We start from the raw sequence: 23,567 nt of genomic DNA, 5'->3' as shown, positions 1-23,567 counted from the left end.
GCGCATAAAACGCGGCCGTCCCTTTTCATAAGGAAATCCTTCCGACCATGGCTATCACCACCTCTTCCACTTCTTCCTCCACCGGCCCGCTCACCGCCGCCGGCGTGGGTTCGGGACTGGACGTGAACGGCCTGGTCAGCCAGCTGGTGGCGGCCAAGAAAAAGCCGCTGCAGGACCAGATCGATTCCCAGACCAGCACGGCGAAGACGCAGATCTCCGCGCTGGGCCAGGTCAGCTCGGCGCTCGCCGCCCTGCAGACCGCATTGAAGGGCCTGAGCGACGGCACCTCGTTCCAGACCCGCAAGGCCGCGACCAGCGACGCCAGCGTGTTCAGCGTGAGCTCCACCACCGGCGCGATGAACGGCAGCTACAACCTCAACGTGAGCCAGCTCGCCACCGCGCTGAAAGTGCAGTCGGCCGGCGTGGCCAGCAGCGATGCCAAGGTCGGCACCGGCACGCTCACCATCGGCGTCGGCAGCAAGTCGATGAGCATCGACATCGGCAGCGACGGTTCCTCGCTGTCGCAGATCCGCGACGCGATCAACAAGAGCAGCGGCAACCCCGGCGTCACCGCCACCATCGTCACCGGCTCGGACGGCGCGCACCTGGTGCTGAGCAGCACCGCCACCGGCCAGGCCAATGCCTTCACGGTGAGCAGCAGCGGCGGCGACGGCGGCCTGGCGGCGCTCAACTACGACCCGGCGTCCAGCAGCAACGGCATGTCCGTGCTGACCGCGGCGCAGGACGCGAAATTCACCATCGACGGCCTGGCCGCCACCAGCGCCAGCAATACGGTGACCGGCGCCATCGACGGCATCACCCTGAGCTTGTGGAAGCCGGGCACGGCCACGCTGTCGGTCAGCACCGACAGTTCGGCGGCGTCCACCGCGGTGGGCAACTTCGTCACCGCGTACAACAACTTCGTGGGCATGTACCAATCGCTCACCGCGTACGACCCGAGCGGCGCCAATACCGGCGCGCTGATCGGCGACGCCACGCTCAACAGCATCAAGAGCACGCTTTCCAACATCGTCAGCGGGCCGGGCGGCAACGGCGCCATGCTCAATTCGATCGGCATCACCCTGCAGATCGACGGCACGCTGAAGCTGGACAGCGGCGCCTTGTCCACCGCGCTGAGCGACGGCGGCACCAAGGTGAGCGGCCTGTTCTCCGGCACCAGCGGCATGGCCACCCAGCTCAACAGCCCGCTGACCGACTGGACCGCCAGCACCGGCGTGCTGACCACGCGCACCAACAATCTCAACAAGCAGTTGAAGGACCTGGGCACGCGCCAGGACAACCTCAACTCCGACATGGACGCGCTGACCACCCAGTACACCAAGCGCTTCACCGCGCTGGACACCCTGCTGACCAAGCTCAACAGCACCAGCAGCTACCTGACGCAGCAGTTCGACGCGCTCACCAAGAGCAGCAAGTAAGCGAGGAGCCAGACCATGGGATTCGGATACGGCGCCGGCGCCTACCAGCAGGTGCGTTCGCACGGGACGGTGGAAACCGCCGACCCGCACGGCCTCATCACCATGCTGATGGACGGCGCGATCGAACGCCTGACCAAGGCGCGCGGCCATATGCTGCACGGCGAGGTGGCCGCCAAGGGCGAGCTGATCTCGCGCTGCCTGGACATCATCAGCGAGCTGCGCGGCAGCCTGGATCCGGCGGTGGAAACGCCGCTGGTCGGCCAGCTCGGCGCGCTGTACGACTACATGGGCCGTCGGCTGCTGCACGCCAACCTGCACGACGACCCGCGCGCGCTGGACGAGGTCTCCGACCTGATGCAGAAGCTGCGCCGCGCCTGGAACGGCATTCCGATGGACGCGCGCAGCCCGCAGCGTCCCGCGCAGGCCGCGCTGTGAACGGCCTGGAACAGGTGATGGCGCTGAGCCGCGGCATGCTGGAAATGGCCGAGCAGGGCGACTGGGAACGCTTCGCCGCGATCCAGGACGAACGCGAGCGCGTGCTCGAACAGGTGCTGCCGGCCAGCCGCGGCGACGCGACCGCCCTGCGCGCCCTGATCGACTACAACCGACGCCTGTGCGAGGTGGTGGAGCGCGAGCGCGATAAAGTGGCGCAGGAATGGCAGGCGGCGCATGGCCGCTCGCAGGCCATCGCCGCCTACACCAGCAACTGACGTCGCGGAATCATCCGTGTAGGTTGGGCTGAGCCGCAGGCGAACCCCGACACCGGCAACTTCATGCGCCTCGCCACGTTGGGGTTACGGGCTGCATCAGCAACCCGCCCTTCGGGCCATCCGCTATGCGGATGTTCGCTACGGCATCCTGCCTTCGCAGTCGCCTGCGGCTCACCCCAACCTACGCCCGATCGGGCGGCATCGCCGGAGAACGCCACACATGAATGCCAGCGCCTGGGACGAATTCCAGCAACTGCTCGCCTGCGAGGGCGACTGGCTGGCCGAGCTGGAGCCGCTCTCGCTGCCGCTGGACGAGCGCATGGCCGCCGGCTATGCCGAACGCAACCTGGCCGCGCTGGGCATGCTGGACGTATTGGACGAGCGCACCGCCGAGGTTTCCGACGAGGACAGCCCGCTGGTGCAGGATCTTGCGCGGATGGACGCCAAGCTCACCGCGCTGATCCACATCATCAACCGCGTATTGATTCCCGATGCGCTGACCCGGCCCCGCCACACCCTGCGCTTCAACGCCGTGGGCGCCCTGGTGCCGCCGGCGCTGGCGCCGGCCGGCGAGGGCGCGCTGCTGCGCATCCGCCTCGATGCTTGCCCGAGTTTTCCGTTGGAACTGCCGGTGCGCGTGGAACGCCGTTTCCCCGACGGCCGCGTGTTCCTGACGTTTGAGAATCATTCCGACGCGCTGGGCGAAGGGCTGGAACGGATGGTTTTTCGCCATCACCGACGCAGAGTGGCAGTCACCCGGCAAGGGCATGGGCCAGCGGCCTGAAGCGGTTCGTGAAGGCAATGTGATCGATATCACAAAACCGAGGCCCCAAAAGTTCAGTTTTTTGACGTGTCTGACACTTGGCATGTGAGGTGTGCCCAGGCCTGCGGCGTCAGCATCCATTCATTTAGCGCCGGTCACTCAACGGTTTAAGACGATTCGCAGGCCTCACGAATACGTTTTCAGTACTAGGGAGTAGTCGGAAAACCGACCCCATCCAGCCCCCCCGTCATAGACCCGCCACCTCGTTGGCCCCGATTTTGCGTATAGCCCAACGGCGTCGACGTCGGAGCGTTGACGCTATGGGTCAGCAGAAAAAACGAGTGACAGGGCATAGGAACGCCGGTCACCACCATGGGCAGGGGGTTTAGCGTGCAAAACGAAGTCCAAGACATCGACGTACTGGTCATCGAAGCGGATGCCGTCCGGGCGGATACCATCGGATCGGCGCTGCAATTCCTGGGGTATCGCCCGCGTTTCGCCGGTAACGATACCGCCGAAAGCGGCAAGGGCGATTGGTGCGCGATCTATATCGGCGACGTGGTGGACCTCGACGATTTCCAGCGCCAGCTCGACACCTTGGGCGACCTGGCGCTGCATCTGCCGCTGCTGGTGGCGAACGATTCCCCGCTCGCCGCGCAGCTGCCCGGCGCCCTGCCGGGTTCGCGTTCGCGCTCGGTGGAGCTGCTCTCGTTCCCGCTGCGCTACGAACCGCTGCTCGACGCGCTGCGCCGCTGCTCGGCGCCATCGCGGCTGAGCTTCAAGGGCGGCCAGTCCGCTTGCGCCACGGGACAGTCGGGCATGCATCGCATCGTCGGCGGTTCCAATGCGCTGGGCCGCGTGAATGCGCTGGTGCGCCAGGTCGCGCCGTTCGATTCCACCGTGCTGGTGCTGGGCGAATCGGGTACCGGCAAGGAAATGGTGGCGCGCGCCATCCATGAATCCTCGCAGCGCCGCGACAAGCCGTTCATCGCGATCAACTGCGGCGCGATTCCGGCGGAACTTCTGGAAAGCGAACTGTTCGGCCACGAGAAGGGCGCCTTCACCGGTGCGATCAGCGCACGCAAGGGCCGTTTCGAACTGGCCGAGGGCGGCACGCTGTTCCTCGACGAGATCGGCGACATGAGCCTGCCGATGCAGGTGAAGCTGCTGCGCGTGCTGCAGGAGCGCGTGTTCGAACGCGTCGGCGGCAACCGCACCCAGCGCTGCGACGTGCGCATCATCGCCGCCACGCACCGCAACCTGGAGCAGGCCATCGCCGACGGCCGCTTCCGCGAAGACCTGTATTACCGCCTGAGCGTGTTCCCGCTGGAGATGCCGCCGCTGCGCGAGCATCTGGAAGACCTGCCGGAACTGATCACCGAGTTCAACCAGCGCCTGCTGCGCCGCGGCCTGGGCGGCGTGCGCTTCAGCGCCAGCGCGATGAACGCCCTGCGCAGCCACACCTGGCCCGGCAACGTGCGCGAGCTGTGCAACCTGGTCGAGCGCATGGCCATCCTCTATCCGTCCTGTGAAGTACGCGCCGGCGACCTGCCCGAGAAATACCGCGGCGTTCCCGTCGGCGAAGAAGTCACCGGCGCCGCCTTGCTGGCGGTCATGGAAGGCCGCGCTCCCGTGATCGCCACCCCGATCGCCGCCTCGGTTGCCCACGAGCCTTCGGCGGCGATCCTCCCGGAAGGCGGCCTGGATCTGAAGGATCACCTCTCGGATATCGAAGTAGGCCTGATCCGCCAGGCGCTCGACGCCACCGGCGGCGTCGTCGCCCACGCAGCCAAGCTGCTGCGCATGCAGCGCACTACGCTGGTGGAGAAGCTGCGGAAATACGGTCTGCAGGCGGGTTTGCAGGTGCCTTGATCAATCAAATCCGGCGCGCCCAGTGCGCGCCGGATTTGGATCGTTCTATCAGAGCGCAAAAAACTCCATCTCCTCGCTCCGCCCGGCCCCTCACCCCGACCCTCTCCCCGGAGGGGAGAGGGAGAAGTGTGGTGGTGTCGCTTACAGGAGCAAAACCCACAAGCTGGCCTCGATTCTTGAACATCCTCTCGGCCACGGCACGTTGAAGAAGCCGTTACGTAAACGCACTGATGTTTCGTGTAGACCCAGGTTAATCAAGTTACCGCAGCCGCCCACTGCTCCTTCTAGTCGCGTCGCGAGCCTTGGCTCTGAAGGCCATTCTCTCTTTGGTTACTTTCTCTTTGGGCCAGCAAAGAGAAAGTAACTCGGGCGCCGGCAGGCGTCCGAAATGCCCGCTGCATAAGCGGCCAAATCGCGTCAGCGCGAAAACCAAGCGATACAGAAACTGGATCCCGGCCTACGCCGGGATGACGAGCAACGCACGCGCAACCCATTTTTTGGTGATGGCACACCTTGTGCATCCATCCCCTAGTCATCAAAGGACGCGCTGGAATTCCGTCATGCCCACAATCGACGTCAACAGCCTGCTATCCCAAATGCGGCAAATGTCCGCCACCATGCCGACACCCGAAACCGCATCGCGCAGCGTAATCCCAGCCCAAACCAGCGATTTCGGCGCCTTGCTCAAACAATCGATCGCCACCGTCGGCCAATCCCAAATGGAAGCCGGAAAATTGGCGGCCTCCTTCGAACGCGGCGACGCCGGCGCCGACCTCGGCCGCACCATGGTCGCCGTGCAGAAGGCCGACCTCTCCCTGCGCGCCATGACCGAAGTGCGCAACAAACTCGTCGATGCCTACAAAGACATCATGAACATGCCGGTGTAACGGACCGCAGCGTCCGCCCGCCATCCCACTCCACCGATAACGAGCAGTTTTCATGGCCGAAAACGCCATCGCGCAGACCGACCCGAACGGCAAGCGCCTGGACCCGCTGAAGCAACTCGCGCAGAGCCCGGCGACGCGGCAGCTGCTGCTGCTGGTTGCCGTGGCCGCGGCCGTGGCGTTCGGCGTCGCGGTGGTGCTGTGGTCGCGCGGGCCCAACTTCGCGCTGCTGTATGCGGGCCTGGATTCCAAGGATGCTTCCGCCATTACCCAGGCGTTGCAGACGTCCAATACGCCCTATCAGCTGGGGCCGGATGGCGCATCGATCTCGGTGCCGGCGGCGGATCTTGCCGCCGTGCGCCTGCGCCTCGCCGCGCAAGGCCTGCCGCAAGGCAGCGCGGGCACCAGCGCCACCGTGCCCGGCGCGGATTCGCCGTTCGGCATGAGCGACCTGGCCGAACGCACGCGTTATCAGCAGATGCTGGAAACGGACCTGGGCAACACCATCGCCGGCCTGCAGTCGGTGCGCGCGGCGCGCGTGCATCTGGCGCTGCCGAAACCGTCGGCCTTTATTCGCGACAACAAGCAGGCCAGCGCCTCGGTGCTGGTGACGCTGTTCCCGGGCCGCCAGCTCGATGCCTCGCAGGTGGCGGCGATCGTGCACCTGGTGGCGTCGAGCGTGCCGGAACTGGATCCACGCCAGGTTTCCGTGGTCGACCAGCAGGGCCAGCTGCTCACCGTCACCGATCCGGACAGCGCCGGCGCGGTCGGCGACAGCCGCCTGCGCCTGGCTACGCGGATGGAGAACACCTACGCGCAGCGCATCGAGGAACTGCTCACGCCGCTGGTCGGCCCGGGCAAGGTGCGCGCGCAGGTCTATGCGGACCTGGATTTCAGCCAGACCGAGAAGGCCACCGAAACCTACAATCACGACAACCCCGCATTGCGCAGCGAACAAGTCAGCAGCGAGCAGCGCCGCGACGGCTCCAGCAACGGCGGCGTGCCGGGCGCGCTGAGCAACCAGCCGCCGACCACGGTGGCGCAGCCGACCGCGGCCAAGCCCAATGCCGGCGCGGGCAATGCCAACGCCACGGCGGCCACGGCGAATACCAATGCGGGCGGCGAGAGTTCCAGCAGCGCCACGCGCAACTACGAACTCGATCGCACCGTCAGCCACGTCAGCGATCCGGCCGGACGCCTCGCGCGCCTCACGGTGGCGGTGGCGGTGGACAACAAGGCCACCACCGACGACAAGGGCAACAGCAAGAGCGTGCCGTTCACCGCGCAGGAGCTGGAACACCTGACCGACCTGGCCAAGAACGCGGTCGGCTTCAACCAGCAGCGCGGCGACAGCGTCAGCGTGATCAACCAGCCCTTTCACAAGGCGCCGGGCAACGAACCCCTGCCGGAGACGCCGTTCTGGCAGCGCCCCGGCGTGATGGACCTGATCAAGCAGGGCGGCGGCGTGCTGGTCGCGCTGATCATCGCCTTCGGCCTGCTGCGCCCGCTGCTGCGCGGCGTGTTCAAGGGCGCGCCGGGCACCGCGCTGCAGGCGCTGCCTGCCGGCGCCGGCGGCGTGCCGACGGTATCGGTGCGCATCGACGATATGGACGACGACGTGGCGCCGGGGCGTTTGGGCCCGCCGCCGGGCATGAACTACGAAGCGCGCGTGGCGATGGCCAAGCGCATGGTCACCGAGAACCCCAAGCAGGTGGCGCAGGTGGTCAGGAGCTGGGTGGGCGAAGATGGCGGCTAATATCGAAATCACTGGCGCCCAGCGCGCGGCAATCCTGTTGCTCACCCTGGGCGAGCAGGACGCGGCCGAAGTGCTGAAGCATCTCAATGCCCGCGACGTGCAGGCCGTCGGCCAGGCCATGGCGGGCCTGAGCAATGTCTCGCGCGAGCAGGTCGAGCACGTGCTCGGCCGCCTTACCGAGGACATGGGCCGGCACACCTCGCTGGGCGTGGGCACCGAGGAATACATCCGCAAGATCCTGGTCAACGCGCTGGGCGAGAGCAAGGCGGGCGGCCTGATCGACCGCATCCTGCTCGGCCGCAGCAGCAAGGGCCTGGAATCGCTGAAGTGGATGGAGAGCCGCGCGATCGCCGAGATGATCGGGCAGGAGCATCCGCAGATCATCGCCCTGGTGCTGGCGCACCTGGAGCCGGACCAGGCCGCCGAAGTGATCGGCTACCTGCCGCCGCGCGTGCGCAGCGATTCGGTGATGCGCATCGCCACGCTCGACGGCGTGCAGCCGCATGCGCTGAACGAACTGGACGAGATCATGGAGCGCCAGTTCTCCGGCAATACCAACAAGCTGAAGTCCGCCACCGTCGGCGGCCTGAAGGCGGCGGCGGACATCCTCAATGCGATGGAGACCAGCCGCGAGACCGAGCTGATGAGCGCGATCCGCGGCCACGATGCGGCGCTTGGCGGCCGCATCGAAGAACTGATGTTCGTGTTCGAGGACCTGGCGGAGCTGGACGACCGCAGCATGCAGATGCTGCTGCGCGAAGTGCCGTCGGCGCGCCTGGTCACCGCCTTGAAGGGGGCCGAGCCCGGCGTGCGCGAACGCATCTTCTCGAACATGTCCAAGCGCGCCTCCGACATGCTGCGCGACGACCTGGAAGTGAAGGGCCCCGTGCGCCTGAGCGAGGTCGACGCCGCGCAGAAGGAAGTGCTGCAGATCGCCCGCCGGCTGGCCGACACCGGGCAGATCAGCCTCACCGGCGGCGGTGACGACTTCGTCTGATGGCCGCTTCCTTTCTCTCGCGCGAACAGCTGAAGGATTTCCGCCGCTGGGAGCTGCCCGAGGTGGGCGAGCCCAAGCCGGCGGAGGCGGCGGAAGCCCAGGCGGCGCTGCCGACCGTGGCCGATCTGGAAGGCCTGGAGCGCGAAGCGCGCGACGCGGGCTACGCGGCAGGCCTGGCCGAAGGGCGCGCCGCCGCGGACGCGGAGCTGCGCGAAAAGCTCGCCTTGCTCGACGGCATCCTGCACGCCGCCGCGCGGCCGCTGGAAGCGCTGGACGACGCGACCGAACAGGAACTGGCGCGGCTGGCGCTGGTGATTGCCCGCCGTGTGGTGGGGCATGAATTGAAAACCTCGCCCGCGCTGATCGTGCGCACGGTGCGCGAAGCCGCGCTGGCCCTGCCGGCGGCGACGCGCAACCTGCGCGTGTATCTGCATCCGGACGATCTGGCCCTGCTGCGCGCGCTGGAGGCGGCGGAGCCGCACTGGCAGCTGCTGCCCGACCCGGACATGCAGCGCGGCGATTGCCTGCTGGAAAGCGAAAGCTCGCGCCTGGACGCCAAGGTGGAAACGCGGCTCGCCGCCATCGCCGACGCGGTGTTCGGCGACGAAGCCAGCGAAGATCCCGAGACCGAAATGGCATGAGCAGCGGCTCCGCCACCACCGAACGCTGGCGCCAGCGCCTGGCCCGCCGCGCACGCCGCGCCGAGGCGGCTGCGCCGCTGGTGGTGGAGGGGCGCTTGCGCCGCGTGGTCGGGCTGACGCTGGAAGCCGAAGGCTGCGAAGCGCCGCTCGGCGCGCGCTGCCTGGTGGCCGCCGCGGGCGGCGTGCAGCTGGATACCGAAGTGGTCGGCTTCGCCGACGACCGCCTGCTGCTGATGCCGGTGACCGAGATGCACGGCGTGCTGCCGAATGCGCGCGTGCGCCCGTGCTCGCATACCGGCGGCCTGCCGGTGGGCGCCGCGCTGCTGGGCCGCGTGATCGGCGCGGACGGCGTGCCGCTGGATGGCGCCGGCCCCCTCGACGTGGACGAGCACGCCTCGCTCAAGCGCGAACCGATCAACCCGATGGCGCGCAAGCCGATCGACGCGCCGCTGGATACGGGCGTACGCGCGATCAATGCGCTGCTCACCGTGGGCCGCGGCCAGCGCCTGGGGCTGTTCGCCGGCTCCGGCGTCGGCAAATCGACCCTGCTCGGCATGATGACGCGCTACACCGACGCCGACGTGGTGGTGGTGGGCCTGATCGGCGAGCGCGGCCGCGAGGTGAAGGAATTCGTCGAGCACACGCTGGGCGAGGAAGGCCGCGCCCGCGCGGTGATCGTCGCCGCGCCGGCCGATGCGCCGCCGCTGAAGCGCCTGCGCGGCGCGCAGTACGCCACCGCGATTGCCGAATGGTTCCGCGACCGCGGCCAGCGCGTGCTGCTGCTGATGGATTCGATCACCCGCTACGCGCAGGCGCAGCGCGAGATCGCGCTGGCCATCGGCGAGCCGCCGGCGACCAAGGGCTATCCGCCGTCGGTGTTCGCCCTGCTGCCGGCCCTGGTCGAGCGCGCCGGCAACGATGCCGAGGGGCGCGGTTCGATCACCGCGTTCTATACGGTGCTGACCGAGGGCGACGACTACCGCCACGATCCGATCGCCGATGCGGCGCGCGCGATCCTGGACGGCCATATCGTGCTGTCGCGCGACCTGGCCGAAGCCGGCCACTATCCGGCCATCGATATCGAAGCCTCGATCAGCCGCGTGATGCCGGCGGTGGTGGAGCGCACGCACCTGCGCGCGGCGCAGCAGTTCCGGCAGGTCTATTCGGCGTATCGCCAGCAGCGCGACCTGATCGCGGTGGGCGCTTACCAGAAGGGTTCCGATCCGCAGGTGGACAAGGCCATTGCAATGTGGCCGCAGCTGCGCGGTTTCCTGCAGCAGGAAGTGGACGATCCGATGCCGCTGGCGCAGGCGATCGAGGCGCTGCAGGACCTCGCCGCCGAGGCCGCCGCATGAAGCCGCGTTCCGCCCGCCTGGCGCCGGCCGCCGATCACGCCAAGGAAAAGCGCGAAACCGCTGCGCTGCGCCTGGCCGAGCAGCAGGAGCGCCTGCGCGCGGCCGAGCACCAGCTTTCCGAATTGCGCCGCTACCGCGCGGAGTACGCGCTGGACGGCGCGGCCGCGGTTTCGGTGGCGGCGCTGCTCAACCGGCAGCAGTTCGTGGAGCGCATCGACCGCGCCATCAATCAGCAGTTGTTCGAGGTGGAGCGCCAGCGCCGCCTGCTCGACCAGGCCGGCGCCGCCTGGCGTGCCGCGCATGCGCGCGAGCGTGCGCTGGAGAGCGTGATCGGCCAGGCGCGCGAGCAGGAACGCAAGAGCGAAGAGCGCCGCGAACAGAACGACATCGACGAACGCATGCAGCACCGCAACCCGCGGCGCCGCAGCTAGCAGGCTTCCTTCCATGACTCCGAACGTATCCATGCCTACTTCCACGCCCAAGCCCGTCGCCTCCGGCGCGCCTGCCGCCGCCGGCAAGGGTGCGCAGACCGGCGCGGCCGATGCCGCCTCCGGCCAGGAAGGTTTCGAGCGCCAGTTCAACCAGGTGATGCGCCAGCAGGCGGGCGCCGCCTTGCCGGCAGCCATCGCGCCACCGGTGCTGCCGGCGAAGGTGGCGCTGGCCCCCGTGGAGGCCGGCGGTCCGCTCGCCGGCAAGGACGAAGCGACCACCGATCCGGCCGAGCGCGATGGCAATGCGCTGGCGGCGGCGGTGCTCGCGATGCTGGGGCAGGGCGTGGCGGCGCAGGTGAAGATCGCCGGTGCGGGCCAGGGCCAGGCGGTATCGGCCGATGCGGGCAAGGGCGGCGCGCCGCGTGGATTGCCTGGATTGGTGACGGATGCCGCGAAGGATGCAGGCGCCGCGGCGCCCGTGCCGTCCACCGGTGTCGACGCCAGCGCACTGCTTGCGGCGGCGAGTGCGTCGCCTGCGCCGGAAACGCACAAGTCCGCCGAACCGGGCAACGTCGAAGCGCTCGCCGCTCCGATGACGTTGCATGCACCTGCGCCGAACGCCGCACCTGCCGCGCACAGCCTGAAGATGGATGCGCCCGCCGGCGGCCCGGGCTTTGCGCAGGAACTCGGCCAGCAGGTCGCCTGGCTGGGCGGCCAGGAGATCAAGCAGGCGCGCATCCGCCTGCGCCCGGAGGAACTGGGCCAGCTCGACGTGAAAGTGAGCGTGGCCGAACACGGCCGCGTCGACGTCAGCTTTACCGCGCAGCATCCGGCGGCCGTCACCGCCGTGCAGCAGACGCTGGGTCAGCTCGACCTGATGCTGGCGGGGCATGGCCTGTCGCTGGGACAGGCGCAGGTGGGGCAGCAAAGTGCGGGAGAGCGCGGCGCCGGCCACGCGGGCGAGCCGCAGGATGCGCTGGCCGCGGAAGCGGATCCGGTGGAAGGCGTCGGCGCCCGCACGGTCGCCGTCGGCCTGCTGGATACGTTCGCCTGAGCTCCAGCTTCAGGCCGGGCTGAGCACTTCGTGCTCCAACGCGATCTGCAGCAGCTGGTTGAGGCTGACGCCGCGCGCCGCCGCCGCCGTGACGGCGCGCTCGTGCAGCTTGGGCGGGATGCGCGCCTGGAACTTGCCGGAGAAGTTCTTGTACGGCTCGACGCCGTTGGCGCGGCAGGTCTCGAAGAACACGCGCAGCGAGGTGCTGCCCTCGCGCGCCAGGCCGGCCACGTCGGTGGCGTAGAAATCGGCACCGCCGTTGAGGCTGATGAACTCGCCGCGGAACATCTCGAGCTCCGGGTCGTACTCGATCACGGCCTTGTGGCCGTCGATGGTCATGACATTGATCATGGCTTCACTCCAAGAGACTCCAACCATTTGCGGACGCCGGCCACCGCGCCCTTGTCCATGTCCGGCCGCGGGTGAGGGCGGTGGAACACGTGGACCTCGCCGGCCAGCACGACCGCCACGCGGGAGCCTTCCGCCTGGCTGATCCTCGCGCCCAGCTCCCTGAAAAGAGCCTCCACCTCCGCCCACTTCACGTTGCCGGAAGCGGGGCGGTTGAAGATCAGGCTCAGCGTCCTTGCATGTTTGTTTTTCATGCAGGGATGGTACCGAAATATGGTATCACACAAATCCGAAAATACGTCGCGCGAATCCGAAAATGCGCCGCCATGGCGGCGTCGCGACGTCCCCCCGCCGCGCGTCAATAAAACGCCGCAATCCCGGCCCATGGGCGCCGCAAACCGCGCCACCAAGCCATTTCTTCCGATGGCATGCCGATTGCTACAAGACCTCCGCCAGGCATCGCCCCCGGGGCGCTGCCGACAAGGAACCGTGTCCACCCGAGGTCTTGCATGTCGAACGCCGAGCCCACTCCCGCCGCCGCCGCCCCCGCCCCCAAGGCGGGCCATGGGCGGGGCACCGTCCTGATTCTTGCCGCGGCCCTGGTGCTGGTGTCGGCGGTGTGCGGCTACGCGCTGTACACGCTGCGCGGGCACGCCGCGCAAGGCGCCGCGGGCAGCGAAGCGAAGGTCGAGAAGAAGAAGGAAGGGCCGGAGGTGTTCATGCCGATGGACCCGGCCTTCGTGGTCAATTTCCAGAAGGCCGACGGGCTCAGCTACCTGCAGGTCGGCGTCACCCTGATGTCGCACGACCCGGCCGCGCTGCAGGCCGCCAAGGAAGCGGATCCGGTGATCCGCAATGCGCTGGTGATGCTGTTCTCCGCGCAGGACTACACCGCGCTGTCCGACACCGCCGGCAAGCAGAAGCTGCAGGCCAAGGCGCTGGCGGCGGTGCAGAAGATCGTCGAGGACCGCACCGGCCGCCCCGGCGTGGAAGCGCTGTATTTCACCAGCTTCGTGATGCAGTGAGGCAGCCGTGAGCGATCTGCTCTCCCAGGAAGAAATCGACGCCCTGCTCAACGGCGTCAACGGCGGCGACGTGCCGACCGGCGGCGACGAGCCGCCGCCGAAGGATGCCGTGCTGTCGTACGACTTCACCCAGCAGGACCGCATCGTGCGCGGCCGCCTGCCCACGCTGGAGATGGTCAACGACCGCTTCGCGCGCTACTTCCGCACCGGCATCTTCGGCGTGCTGCGCAAGACCTGCGAGGTCTCGGTGCTGGGCGTGAAGATGTCCAAGTTCGTCGAATACGTGCACGGCCTGGCCGTGCCGACCAATCTCAACCTGGTGCGGGTGAAGCCGCTGCGCGGCACCGCGCTGATCGTGATGGAGCCGCGCCTGGTCTTCAGCGTGATCGACAATTTCTTCGGCGGCGACGGCCGCTACCACGCGCGCATCGAAGGCCGCGACTTCACGCCGACCGAGACGCGGGTGATCCAGATCGTGCTGGCGGAAATCTTCACCGCCATGGTCGAGGCCTGGTCGCCGGTGCTGCCGCTGAATTTCGAATTCCTGAATTCGGAGATCAACCCGCAGTTCGCCAACATCGTCAGCCCCACCGAAACCGTGGTGGTGTCGCGCTTCCACGTGGAAGTGGACGGCGGCGGCGGCGAGATCCACCTCACCCTGCCGTACTCCATGGTCGAGCCGATCCGCGTGCTGCTGGACGCCGGCGTGCAGAGCGACCGCGTCGAGCGCGACGAGCGCTGGCTGCAGAGCCTGCACCAGGAAGTGCTGGACGCCGAAGTGGAGTTGAGCTCGCTGCTGCTCGAAGCCGACATGCAGATCGGCGACTTTCTCAAGCTGCGTCCCGGCGACGTGATCCCGGTGAACCTGCCGGAGCTGTGCACGGTATTCGCCGAGGACGTACCGATCTTCCGCGGCCAGCTCGGCCGCGCCAGCGGCCACAAGGCCGTCCGCTTCCAGACCCCCGCCGGCCGCCGCGAAACGCGCACGTCCGCCGAGTTCTCCACCGGGAATCCCAACGCATGAGCACCACTAACGACTCCGCCACCCTGCTCGATCCGGCCGGCCGTCCGGAATACGAAACCATGCTGGGCGTGGCCGGCGAGAACGGCGACGTCAACCTGGACCTGATCCTGGACGTGCCGGTCACGCTGGCGATGGAAGTGGGCCGCACGCGCATCAGCATCCGCAATCTGCTGCAGCTCAACCAGGGCTCGGTGGTGGAACTGGACCGCGCCGCGGGCGAACCGCTGGACGTGTTCGTCAACGGCACCCTGGTGGCGCACGGCGAAGTGGTGGTGATCAACGAGAAGTTCGGCATCCGCCTCACCGACGTGATCAGCCCCGCCGAGCGCGTGCGGAAGCTGCGCTGATGATGCTCCTGCTTGCCGTGGCCGCCGCGCCCGCGGCCGAACCCAGCGTGGGCGGGGAACTGCTGCGCGTGTGCCTGAGCCTGATCGGCATCATCGCGCTGATCTTCGCCGCCGGCTGGCTGGGCCGCCGCGCGCAGGGGCGCGCGCAATCCGGCGGCCGGCGCATCCGCTGCGTCGAATCCTTCGCGCTGGGCACGCGCGAGCGCGTGCTGCTGCTGGAGGCGGATGGCAAGCGCCTGCTGGTCGGCGTGGGGCAGGGCGGCATGCGCACGCTGCACGTCTACGAAGGCGACGCGCCCGCCGCCGAGACTCCGCCATCGCCGCCGATGCCCGCCTTCGCGGACCTGCTCGGCTTCTGGAAGCGCAAGTGATGAAATATTTCCTGTTCGCCCTGCTGCTGCTGGCGCCGCTGCCGCTGCTGGCCGATCCGGTCGCTGGCATCCCGGTGCTGAACGTGCAGAACGCCGCCGGCGGCGGCCAGAGCTGGACGCTGTCGCTGCAGATGCTGGCGCTGATGACGGTGCTGACCCTGCTGCCGGCGATCCTGCTGATGATGAGCTCGTTCACGCGCATCATCATCGTGCTTGGCTTTCTGCGGCAGGCGCTGGGCACGCAGTCCACGCCGCCGAACCAGGTGCTGCTGGGCCTGGCGCTGTTCATCAGCCTGTTCGTGATGTCGCCGGTGCTGGAGCGTGCCTACGCCGACGGCGTGAAGCCCTATATGGACGGCCAGCTCGCCGCCGAGCAGGCGCTGCCCGCCGCCGCCGCGCCGTTCAAGCGCTTCATGCTGGACCAGACGCGCGACGCCGACCTGCAGCTGTTCACCCGCCTGGCGAAAGAGCAGCCCTATGCCGGCAAGGACGAGGTGCCGTTCCGCGTAGCCATGCCGGCCTTCGTCACCAGCGAGCTGAAGACCGCCTTCCAGATGGGCTTCCTGCTGTTCATCCCGTTCCTGATCATCGACCTGGTGGTGGCCAGCGTGCTGATGTCGATGGGCATGATGATGGTGTCGCCGATGATCATCTCGCTGCCGTTCAAGATCATGTTGTTCGTGCTCGTTGACGGCTGGTCGCTGTTGCTGGGCACGCTGGCAGGGAGCTTCTTCTCATGAGTGCGACGCGATCTTCTCCCTCTCCCCTCCGGGGAGAGGGCCGGGGTGAGGGGGCGGGGCTCGCCACAGGGCTGGTACGTGCGAGCTGCAGTCCGCGGCAGGCCCTCAACATCTCGCTCCGCCCGGCCCCTCACCCCAACCCTCTCCCCGGAGGGGAGAGGGGGCAGAAGCGGGGGACCAGCGCATGACCCCCGAGTCCGTCATCGAATTCGGCCAGCACGCACTCTACGTCGCGATGCTCGTCGCCGCCCCTTTGCTGCTCACCGCGCTGGCGGTCGGTGTGCTGGTCGGCGTGATCCAGGCGGCGACGCAGATCAACGAAATGACCTTGAGCTTCATCCCGAAGCTGATCGCGATGGCGCTGGTCGCGCTGATCACGGGGCCGTGGATGCTGCGCACCCTGGTGCAGTTCACCCGGCACCTGATCGAAGGATTGCCCGGAGCGGTGCGGTGACCACGCTGGATCTCGCCCAGCTGCCGATCCTGCTCGGCAGCGTGCTGTGGGCGATGGGCCGCGTGGCCGGCCTGTTCCTGGTGGCGCCGGTGTTCGGCGCCACGGTATTGCCGGCGCGCATCCGCGTCGGCCTGATCATGCTGCTGACCATGGTGCTGGCGCCGCTGGCGCCGGCGCGGATCGACCCGATGAGCGCCGGCGGCATCGCCACCATGGCGGGGCAGCTGCTGATCGGCGCGTCGGTGGGTTTCGTGCTGCGGCTGACCTTCGAGGCGGTGGCGTTCGGCGGGCAGCTGGTGGCGCAGAGCATGAGCTTAGGCTTCGCCGAAGTGGTGAACCCGCAGGGCGGCGGCAGCTCGCCGGTGCTCAACCAGTTCTATCTGCTGCTGGTGACCTTGCTGTTCCTGGCGATGGACGGCCATTTGCGCCTGATCGCATTGCTGGCCGAAAGCTTCCGCACGCTGCCACCGGGCACCGGGGCGATCTCGCCGGACGGGCTGCATGCGGTGGCGGTGTTCGGTGGCCAGTTGTTTTCCGGCGCCGTGCGCGTCGCCCTGCCGGCGATGACGGCGCTGCTGGTGGTGAACATGGGCTTCGGCGCGATCAGCCGCGCGGCGCCGTCGATGAATCTGTTCGCGGTGGGTTTTCCGATCACCTTGTGCCTGGGCTTTATCGCCTTGTGGTTGTCGTTGCGCGCGTTGCCAGGGGCGTTCGGCTCGCTGGAGGAAAGCGCGTGGTCTGTGATGCGCGAGCTGCTGGGTCAATAAGGATGGGAGCCTGACGTGTCCGAGAGCGACGACCAGGAACGCACCGAAAAACCATCGGAAAAACGCCTGCGCGAAGCGCGGGAGAAGGGCGACGTTCCGCGTTCGCGCGATCTGTCGGGCGCCCTGGTGGTGCTGGCGGGCGTCGCCGCGCTGATGAGCGGCGGCGAGCGCGCGTTCGTGCACGCCAAGCGTGTCTACGAACTGGGCTTCGGCTACAGCCGCGAAGCGCTGTTCTCCGGCGAGCTGCCGGCGCGCGTGCTCGCTGCCGCGCTGCGCGAAGCGATGGCCCTGATCACGCCGGTCGCGGTGGCGACGATGTTGGCCACGTTCGCCGCCCCTTTGCTGCTGGGCGGCCTCGGTTTCAGTGCGCAGGCGCTGGAGCCGAAATTCGACCGGCTCGATCCCATCGCCGGCCTCGGTCGTCTTGTATCGATGCGCGGCGCGGTGGAACTGGCGAAATCGCTGCTCAAGCTGGTGTTTATCGGCGCCTCGCTGGCCTGGTTCCTGTGGCACCGGCAGGACGCCATGCAGGCCACCGGGCGCGGCACGGTCGGCGCAGGCATCGCGCTGTCGCTGTCGCAGCTGGGTCATGCCGCGCTGCTGTTCGGCACCATGCTGGCGCTGATCGGCGGCATCGATGCGGCCTACCAGCGCTACGACCACGGCCGCCGCCTGCGCATGACCAAGCAGGAGCTGCGCGACGAGAACAAGGAAAGCGAAGGCAATCCGGAACTGAAGGGCCGCATCCGCCAGGTGCAGCACCAGCTGGCGCGCCGCCGCATGATGCAGGAACTGCCCAAGGCCGACGTGGTGGTGACCAACCCCACCCACTTCGCCGTGGCGCTGAAATACGACGAGAGCCGCATGCGCGCGCCGCGCGTGGTCGCCAAGGGCGCCGACGTGCTGGCCATGCAGATCCGCCAGGTCGCCGCCGGGCACCGCATCCCGATGGTGGAAGCGCCGCCGCTGGCGCGTGCTCTCTACGCCACCACGGAACTCGGCCGCGAGATTCCCGCCGCGCTCTACGTCGCCGTGGCGCAGGTGCTGGCCTATGTGTTCCAGCTGCGCCAGGCCGTCGCGCATGGCGACGCGCCGCCCGTACCTCCTTCGCCGCAGGTCGATCCGGGCCTGCTCGGCCCTTACCGCTGATTCTTTCCAGGACACCGCTCCATGGCTGCCGCAAGCGCAAGCGCGTTCGACACCTTCAAGCAGATCACCCGCCGCGGGGCCGGTGCGCCCATCGTGATGCTGGCCGCGCTGGCGATGGTGATGCTGCCGATGCCGCCGTTCCTGCTGGACATGCTGTTCAGCTTCAACATCGCACTGTCGCTGGTGATCCTGCTGGCGGTGATCTACGTGATGCGGCCGCTGGAATTCGCCGCGTTTCCGACCGTGGTGCTGATGGCCACCCTGCTGCGCCTGGCGCTGAACATCGCCTCCACCCGCGTGGTGCTGCTGCACGGGCATAACGGCCCGGGCGCGGCGGGCAAGGTGATCGAGGCCTTCGGCGAGTTCGTCATCGGCGGCAATTTCGCGGTGGGCCTGGTGGTGTTCGCCATCCTCACCATCATCAACTTCGTGGTGGTGACCAAGGGCGCCACGCGCGTGTCCGAAGTGACCGCGCGCTTCACCCTGGATGCCATGCCCGGCAAGCAGATGGCGATCGACGCCGACCTCAACGCCGGCCTGCTCACCCAGGAACAGGCGCGCGAGCGCCGCCAGGAAGTGCGCGAGGAAGCGGACTTCTACGGCTCGATGGACGGCGCCTCCAAGTTCGTGCGCGGCGACGCCACGGCGGGCATCCTGATCCTGGTGATCAATATCGTCGGCGGCTTCTTCGTCGGTGTGATGCAGCACGGCCTCAGCGCCGGCGACGCGGCCAAGACCTACACCTTGCTCACCATCGGCGACGGCCTGGTCGCGCAGGTGCCGGCGCTGATGCTGTCGATCGCCACCGCGGTGATCGTCACCCGCGTCTCGCGCGCCCAGGACATGGGCAAGCAGGTGCTCGGCCAGGTGTTCGGCCAGCCGCGCGCGCTGGCGGTGGCTGGCGTGGTGCTGGGCGTGATGGGCCTGGTGCCCGGCATGCCGAACATCGCCTTCCTGCTGCTGGGCGCGATCTGCGGCGGCTCCGCGTGGATGATGCTCAAGCGCGAGCGCGAGACGCGCGCCAGGCTGGCCGAGGAAGCCATCGCCGAAGCCGCGCCCGCCGCGGCGCCGGCCGAGCGCCTGGAGCTGGGCTGGGAAGATGTCGCCGGCGTCGATCCGGTAGGCCTGGAAGTGGGTTATCGCCTGATCCCGCTGGTGGACAAGAACCAGGGCGGCGAGCTGATGGGGCGGATCAAGTCGGTGCGCCGCAAGCTGTCGCAGGAGCTGGGCTTCCTGGTCCCGCCGGTGCACATCCGCGACAACCTCGACCTGGGCCCCAACACCTATCGCATCACCCTGATGGGCGTGCCGATGGGCGAGGCCGAGGTGCACAACGAACGCCTGCTGGCGATCAATCCCGGCCGCGTGCACGGCAGCTTGCAAGGCATCGCCACGCGCGATCCGGCCTTCGGCCTGGAAGCGGTGTGGATCGAATCCGGCCAGCGCGACAACGCGCAGGCGCTGGGCTACACCGTGGTCGACCCCGCCACCGTGGTGGCCACGCATCTGTCGCACATCCTGCAGGGCCACGCGCACGAACTGCTCAGCCACCAGGACGTGCAGCAGTTGCTGGACCGCCTCGCCGCCGCCGCGCCGAAGCTGGTGGAAGACCTGGTGCCCAAGCGCATGTCGCTGGGCGTGGTGGTGAAGGTGCTGCAGAACCTGCTGGCCGAGCGGGTGCCGATCCGCAACATGCGTTCCATCGTCGAATCCTTGGCGGAACACGCGGGCCAGAGTCAGGATCCCGGCGCGCTCACCGCCGCCGTGCGCGTGGCGCTGGGCCGCCAGATCGTGCAGGAGATCGCCGGCCTGGGCACCGAGATCCCGGTCATCACGCTGGCGCCGGAACTGGAGCAGATCCTGCTCGGTTCGCTGGCCAATGGCGGCGTGGCGGGCGCCGCGGTGGAACCGGGCCTGGCCGACCGCCTGCAGAGCGGCGTCGCCGACGCCGCGCGCCGCCAGGAAATGGGCGGCGAACCGGCCGTGCTGCTGGTCGCGCCGCAGCTGCGGCCGTGGCTCGCGCGCTTCACCCGCCACGTGGCACAGAACCTGCACGTACTGGCTTACAACGAGGTGCCCGACAACCGTCGGGTGCGTTTGGTGCAGGCGCTGGGACGTTGAGTGGGGGAATAGGGAATGGGGAATAGAGAATCGGAAAAGCAAGGCTGCCGCGACTTGTGCGTGTTGCGCCCGCAGGTAGTGAAAAACTCATGGTCGACTTGCCGGCAAACAGCGCGGCTTGCCTATTCCCTATTCCCTATTCCCTATTCCCCGGGCGCAAGGAAAACCTTTTCATGAAAATAAAGCGTTTCGTAGCGCCCGACATGCGCCAGGCCATGCGCGAAGTGCGCGAGGAACAAGGCCCCGACGCGGTCATTCTTTCCACGCGCCGTCTCGACGAGGGCGTGGAGATCATTGCCGCCGTCGACTATGACGAGTCCCTGGTGCGCGAGGCCGCGCGCTCGGGCGAACCGTTGCCGACCGAAGTGCGCATCGTGCGCGAGCGCGCGGCGGAACCGCCGGTGCTGCCGCCCAAGCCGCGGCGTGCGCCGGCGCCCGCGCCGGTGGCTCCCGTTGCCGCGCCCGCGCAGCGTGCACCGGTAGCGCCGGTTGCCGCGCCCGTCGCCGCCGCACCGGTCGCCGCGGCAAAACCCGAACCCGCCGCCGCACCCGCCGAACCGGCCCCGCTGCATCCGATGGTGGAGCAGGCCGCGCTCGACACCGCGCGCATGCGCGCCGAGCTGGGCAGCCTGCGCGAACTGCTGGAATCTCAGATGGCTTCGCTCGCATGGAACGACCTGCAGCGCCGCCATCCGCTGCGCGGCCGCGTGCTGCGCGACATGACGCGCATCGGCATCGAGCCGGACGTGGCGCGCCGCCTCGCCGACGAACTGCCCGACCGCCTCAGCGCCGACCAGGCGCGCTATCTGCCGCTGGGCGTGCTCAGCCGCAGCCTCGCCGTCACCGGCTACGACGTCGCCGCCAGCGGCGGCGTGGTGGCCCTGGTCGGACCGACCGGCGTGGGCAAGACCACCACCATCGCCAAGCTCGCCGCGCGCGCCGTGCTGCGCCATGGCGCTTCGCAGGTGGCCCTGGTCAGCACCGACAACTACCGCATCGGCGCCGCCGCGCAGCTGGAGCACTACGGCCGCCTGCTCGGCACCCGCGTGTTTCCCGCGCACGATGCCGAAAGCCTGCGCGAAGTGCTCGACGTGCTGCGCGGCCGCCGCGTGGTGCTGGTCGACACCGCCGGCGTGGCCGGCAGCGATCCGCGCCTGGAGCAGCAGATGCAACTGCTGCGCGCCGCCGGCGAACTGCGCACCTGCCTGGTGCTGGCCGCCAATGCGCAGGCGCAGGCGATCGACGACATGGTGCGCGCCTTCCTGCCGCAGCAGCCGCAGGCGTGCATCCTCACCAAGCTCGACGAAGCGCCCAGCCTGGGCGGCGCGCTGTCCGCGCTGATCCGCCACCGGCTGCCGCTGGACTACACCACCGACGGCCAGCGCGTGCCCGAAGACCTCGCCACCGCCGATGCGCGCGTGCTGGTCTGCCGCGCCGCGCAGGTGCTCAGGGGCAATGCGCCGGCGGTGGACGAAGGCTATATGGCCGAGCGCTTCGGCCTGGCCGTGGCGGGTGCACGATGACCACGCTGGCGATGGACCAGGCCTGGGGCCTGAGCAATCTGTTCTCGGCTTTTCATTCTTCCGGCAACGATGACGTGCGCCCGCTCTCCGCAGGCGCGGGCCATTCGCTGCCCGCCGCGCCGCCGCGCCGCTGCCGCGCGATCGCCGTGGCCGGCGGCAAGGGCGGCGTGGGCAAGTCCACCGTGGCGGTGAACCTCGGCATGTCGCTGGCCATGGCCGGGCGCGAGGTGGCGCTGCTGGATGCGGACCTGGGCCTGGCCAACCTGGACGTGCTGCTCGGCCTACAGCCGTCGCGGCATATCGGCCACCTGCTGGACGGCAGCTGCTCGCTCGGCGAATTGATGCTGCCGGCGCCGCACGGGCTGAAGGTGATCCCGGCCGGCTCCGGCGCGCGCCGCCTGGCCCAGCTGGATACGCGCGAGCACGCCGCGGTGATCCGCGCCTTCGACGAACTGCCCGATCCGCCGGAATTCCTGATCGTGGACACCGCCGCCGGCGTGGCCGACAACGTGGTGATGTTCGCCGCGGCGGCCGACGACGTGGTGCTGGTGGTCTGCGACGAGCCGGCCTCGCTCACCGACGCCTACGCGCTGACCAAGGTGCTCAGCCGCGACTTCTGCGTACGGCGCTTCCACGTGGTGGCCAACATGGTGCGCCACGCCGGCGAGGCGCGGCAGCTGTACGAGAAGCTGGCCCGCGTGTGCGACCGGTTTCTGGATGTGGCGCTGGATTTCATGGGCGCGGTTCCTTACGACGAACACCTGCGCCAGGCCATCCGCCGCCAGGGCGCGGTGGTGGATCTGTGGCCGGCCAGCCGGTCCGCACGGGGATTCAAGCAAATGGCGGGTGCGGTCGATACATGGGGAGAACCCCTGCGCACGGGTCGCGACCGCATCGCCTTTTTTGGAGGGCAGGTCGCCATGGCGCCGGACCCGGTACGCGAGGGGGGTGTGAGATGAGCGTGGCTTCCGAATATCTGCAACTGCAACGCGAAAGCACGGAGGAGATGGTGCGCCGGCACGCTCCGCTGGTGCGCCGTATCGCCTATCACCTGATGGGCCGGCTGCCGCCCAGCGTGGACGTGGACGACCTGGTGCAGGCCGGCATGATCGGCCTGCTGGAAGCGGCGCGGAACTATGCGACCGACCGCATGGCCAGCTTCGAGACCTATGCGGGCATCCGCATCCGCGGCGCCATGCTGGACGAGCTGCGCAAGACCGATTGGACGCCGCGCTCGGTGCACCGCAAGTTGCGCGAAGTGTCGGAGGTGGTGCGCCAGATCGAGAACGAAACGGGCGCCGACGCCACCGACGCCGAGGTCATCCGGCGGCTGGGCATCGACGCGCAGGAGTACCACCAGATCCTGGCCGACGCGGCCAGCGCGCGCCTGCTCAGCCTCTCCGCGCCGGAGGACGACGAGGACGGCGCAGCGCTCGACGTGGCCGACCAGGAAGGCCTGGGGCCGCAGGACCGCTTCGAGCAGGAAGGCATGCGCGGGGCGCTGGTGGAGGCGATCGGCGGGTTGCCGGAGCGCGAGCAGCTGGTGATGTCGCTGTACTACGAGCAGGAACTGAATTTGAAGGAGATCGGCGCCGTGCTCGGCGTGACGGAATCGCGGGTGTGCCAGATCCATGGGCAGGCGCTGATCCGGTTGCGTGCACGGATGACCGGTTGGCGCGAAGCCGAAGACGCCAAGGGCGCCGGCGGCGGGCGCCGCGGCGGCACGAAGTCCGCGGCCGCGGCGACGCGCTGAGCTCCGAACCACACCCCTCAAACCCCACTAGGACCCCTGGAGC

At 68.6% G+C, this 23,567-nt stretch carries 26 protein-coding genes; 24 read left to right on the top strand and 2 right to left on the bottom strand.

Annotation, left to right across the window (positions count from 1 at the left end; translation table 11 throughout):
• Nucleotides 1-47: 47 nt before the first annotated feature.
• The 12 genes from fliD (at nt 48) to ISN75_RS17065 (ending at nt 11,902) form a co-directional block, all read left to right on the top strand.
• Entirely contained in the window at nt 48-1,439 is a 1,392-nt protein-coding gene (gene fliD, locus ISN75_RS17120; protein ID WP_167256697.1) for a flagellar filament capping protein FliD, read from the top strand.
• Nucleotides 1,440-1,454: 15 nt separating this feature from the next.
• Nucleotides 1,455-1,874, top strand: coding sequence for a flagellar export chaperone FliS (fliS, locus tag ISN75_RS17115; RefSeq protein ID WP_167256698.1), 420 nt, complete (start codon nt 1,455-1,457; stop codon nt 1,872-1,874).
• Nucleotides 1,871-2,149 (top strand): flagellar protein FliT, encoded by a 279-nt coding sequence (locus tag ISN75_RS17110; protein WP_167256699.1) that lies wholly within the window; start codon nt 1,871-1,873, stop codon nt 2,147-2,149. Before fliS ends, ISN75_RS17110 begins: the two co-directional genes overlap by 4 nt.
• A 220-nt stretch (nt 2,150-2,369) precedes the next feature.
• Nucleotides 2,370-2,933, top strand: a complete 564-nt coding sequence (locus tag ISN75_RS17105) for a PilZ domain-containing protein (RefSeq protein ID WP_168647923.1) — start codon at nt 2,370-2,372, stop codon at nt 2,931-2,933.
• A 369-nt stretch (nt 2,934-3,302) separates the two neighbouring features.
• Nucleotides 3,303-4,784 (top strand): sigma-54 dependent transcriptional regulator, encoded by a 1,482-nt coding sequence (locus ISN75_RS17100; protein WP_343203605.1) that lies wholly within the window; start codon nt 3,303-3,305, stop codon nt 4,782-4,784.
• A 560-nt stretch (nt 4,785-5,344) separates the two neighbouring features.
• Complete coding sequence (gene fliE, locus ISN75_RS17095; RefSeq protein ID WP_343821018.1) at nt 5,345-5,671, top strand: flagellar hook-basal body complex protein FliE; 327 nt, start codon at nt 5,345-5,347, stop codon at nt 5,669-5,671.
• A 52-nt stretch (nt 5,672-5,723) separates the two neighbouring features.
• Nucleotides 5,724-7,424, top strand: coding sequence for a flagellar basal-body MS-ring/collar protein FliF (gene fliF / locus ISN75_RS17090; RefSeq protein ID WP_167256702.1), 1,701 nt, complete (start codon nt 5,724-5,726; stop codon nt 7,422-7,424).
• A 7-nt stretch (nt 7,425-7,431) separates the two neighbouring features.
• On the top strand, nt 7,432-8,421 hold the full coding sequence (gene fliG / locus ISN75_RS17085) for a flagellar motor switch protein FliG (protein ID WP_343203607.1): 990 nt from the start codon (nt 7,432-7,434) through the stop codon (nt 8,419-8,421).
• Nucleotides 8,421-9,062 (top strand): FliH/SctL family protein, encoded by a 642-nt coding sequence (locus tag ISN75_RS17080; RefSeq protein ID WP_343821020.1) that lies wholly within the window; start codon nt 8,421-8,423, stop codon nt 9,060-9,062. Before fliG ends, ISN75_RS17080 begins: the two co-directional genes overlap by 1 nt.
• Complete coding sequence (fliI, locus tag ISN75_RS17075; RefSeq protein ID WP_168647927.1) at nt 9,059-10,417, top strand: flagellar protein export ATPase FliI; 1,359 nt, start codon at nt 9,059-9,061, stop codon at nt 10,415-10,417. Before ISN75_RS17080 ends, fliI begins: the two co-directional genes overlap by 4 nt.
• Nucleotides 10,414-10,848, top strand: a complete 435-nt coding sequence (fliJ, locus tag ISN75_RS17070; RefSeq protein WP_167256706.1) for a flagellar export protein FliJ — start codon at nt 10,414-10,416, stop codon at nt 10,846-10,848. Before fliI ends, fliJ begins: the two co-directional genes overlap by 4 nt.
• 31 nt (nt 10,849-10,879) lie before the next feature.
• Nucleotides 10,880-11,902: a flagellar hook-length control protein FliK gene (locus tag ISN75_RS17065; protein WP_343821022.1), complete on the top strand. Its 1,023-nt coding sequence runs from the start codon at nt 10,880-10,882 to the stop codon at nt 11,900-11,902.
• Nucleotides 11,903-11,911: 9 nt separating this feature from the next.
• On the opposite strand, the gene ISN75_RS17060 is transcribed toward ISN75_RS17065, so the two are convergent.
• Nucleotides 11,912-12,253, bottom strand: coding sequence for a type II toxin-antitoxin system HicB family antitoxin (locus ISN75_RS17060; protein ID WP_343821024.1), 342 nt, complete (start codon nt 12,251-12,253; stop codon nt 11,912-11,914).
• Nucleotides 12,250-12,504 (bottom strand): type II toxin-antitoxin system HicA family toxin, encoded by a 255-nt coding sequence (locus ISN75_RS17055; protein ID WP_167256709.1) that lies wholly within the window; start codon nt 12,502-12,504, stop codon nt 12,250-12,252. The genes ISN75_RS17060 and ISN75_RS17055 overlap by 4 nt, the downstream gene beginning before the upstream one ends.
• 255 nt (nt 12,505-12,759) lie before the next feature.
• Between ISN75_RS17055 and ISN75_RS17050 the strand changes: the two genes are divergently transcribed.
• From ISN75_RS17050 to ISN75_RS16995, 12 genes are all read left to right on the top strand, one after another.
• Nucleotides 12,760-13,275 (top strand): flagellar basal body-associated FliL family protein, encoded by a 516-nt coding sequence (locus tag ISN75_RS17050; RefSeq protein WP_343821026.1) that lies wholly within the window; start codon nt 12,760-12,762, stop codon nt 13,273-13,275.
• 7 nt (nt 13,276-13,282) lie between these two features.
• Entirely contained in the window at nt 13,283-14,299 is a 1,017-nt protein-coding gene (gene fliM / locus ISN75_RS17045; protein ID WP_167256711.1) for a flagellar motor switch protein FliM, read from the top strand.
• Between the two features lie 59 nt (nt 14,300-14,358).
• Entirely contained in the window at nt 14,359-14,646 is a 288-nt protein-coding gene (fliN, locus tag ISN75_RS17040) for a flagellar motor switch protein FliN (RefSeq protein ID WP_231504260.1), read from the top strand.
• A complete protein-coding gene (fliO, locus tag ISN75_RS17035) occupies nt 14,646-15,017 on the top strand; it encodes a flagellar biosynthetic protein FliO (RefSeq protein ID WP_246866694.1) in 372 nt (123 codons plus the stop codon). Before fliN ends, fliO begins: the two co-directional genes overlap by 1 nt.
• Nucleotides 15,017-15,757 carry a flagellar type III secretion system pore protein FliP gene (gene fliP / locus ISN75_RS17030; RefSeq protein ID WP_168647930.1) on the top strand — a complete coding sequence of 247 codons (741 nt, stop codon included), beginning with the start codon at nt 15,017-15,019 and terminating at the stop codon, nt 15,755-15,757. The genes fliO and fliP overlap by 1 nt, the downstream gene beginning before the upstream one ends.
• A 184-nt stretch (nt 15,758-15,941) precedes the next feature.
• A complete protein-coding gene (fliQ, locus tag ISN75_RS17025) occupies nt 15,942-16,211 on the top strand; it encodes a flagellar biosynthesis protein FliQ (protein WP_167256713.1) in 270 nt (89 codons plus the stop codon).
• Entirely contained in the window at nt 16,208-16,978 is a 771-nt protein-coding gene (gene fliR / locus ISN75_RS17020) for a flagellar biosynthetic protein FliR (RefSeq protein ID WP_343821030.1), read from the top strand. The genes fliQ and fliR overlap by 4 nt, the downstream gene beginning before the upstream one ends.
• A gap of 15 nt (nt 16,979-16,993) precedes the next feature.
• Nucleotides 16,994-18,127 (top strand): flagellar biosynthesis protein FlhB, encoded by a 1,134-nt coding sequence (flhB, locus tag ISN75_RS17015; RefSeq protein ID WP_343821032.1) that lies wholly within the window; start codon nt 16,994-16,996, stop codon nt 18,125-18,127.
• 21 nt (nt 18,128-18,148) lie between these two features.
• The gene (gene flhA / locus ISN75_RS17010) at nt 18,149-20,248 is read left to right on the top strand and encodes a flagellar biosynthesis protein FlhA (RefSeq protein WP_167256716.1); all 2,100 of its coding nucleotides are present in this window, start codon (nt 18,149-18,151) and stop codon (nt 20,246-20,248) included.
• 173 nt (nt 20,249-20,421) lie between these two features.
• On the top strand, nt 20,422-21,771 hold the full coding sequence (gene flhF, locus ISN75_RS17005) for a flagellar biosynthesis protein FlhF (protein WP_343821035.1): 1,350 nt from the start codon (nt 20,422-20,424) through the stop codon (nt 21,769-21,771).
• Complete coding sequence (locus ISN75_RS17000; RefSeq protein WP_243868124.1) at nt 21,768-22,730, top strand: MinD/ParA family protein; 963 nt, start codon at nt 21,768-21,770, stop codon at nt 22,728-22,730. The genes flhF and ISN75_RS17000 overlap by 4 nt, the downstream gene beginning before the upstream one ends.
• Entirely contained in the window at nt 22,727-23,524 is a 798-nt protein-coding gene (locus ISN75_RS16995) for an RNA polymerase sigma factor FliA (protein WP_167256718.1), read from the top strand. Before ISN75_RS17000 ends, ISN75_RS16995 begins: the two co-directional genes overlap by 4 nt.
• Nucleotides 23,525-23,567: the final 43 nt, after the last annotated feature.

This window comes from Dyella marensis, from assembly GCF_049532885.1.
GTDB lineage: Bacteria > Pseudomonadota > Gammaproteobacteria > Xanthomonadales > Rhodanobacteraceae > Dyella_D > Dyella_D marensis.
The sequence above is the reverse complement of the archived record's forward strand: the minus strand, read 5'-3'. Positions and strand labels throughout refer to the sequence as shown.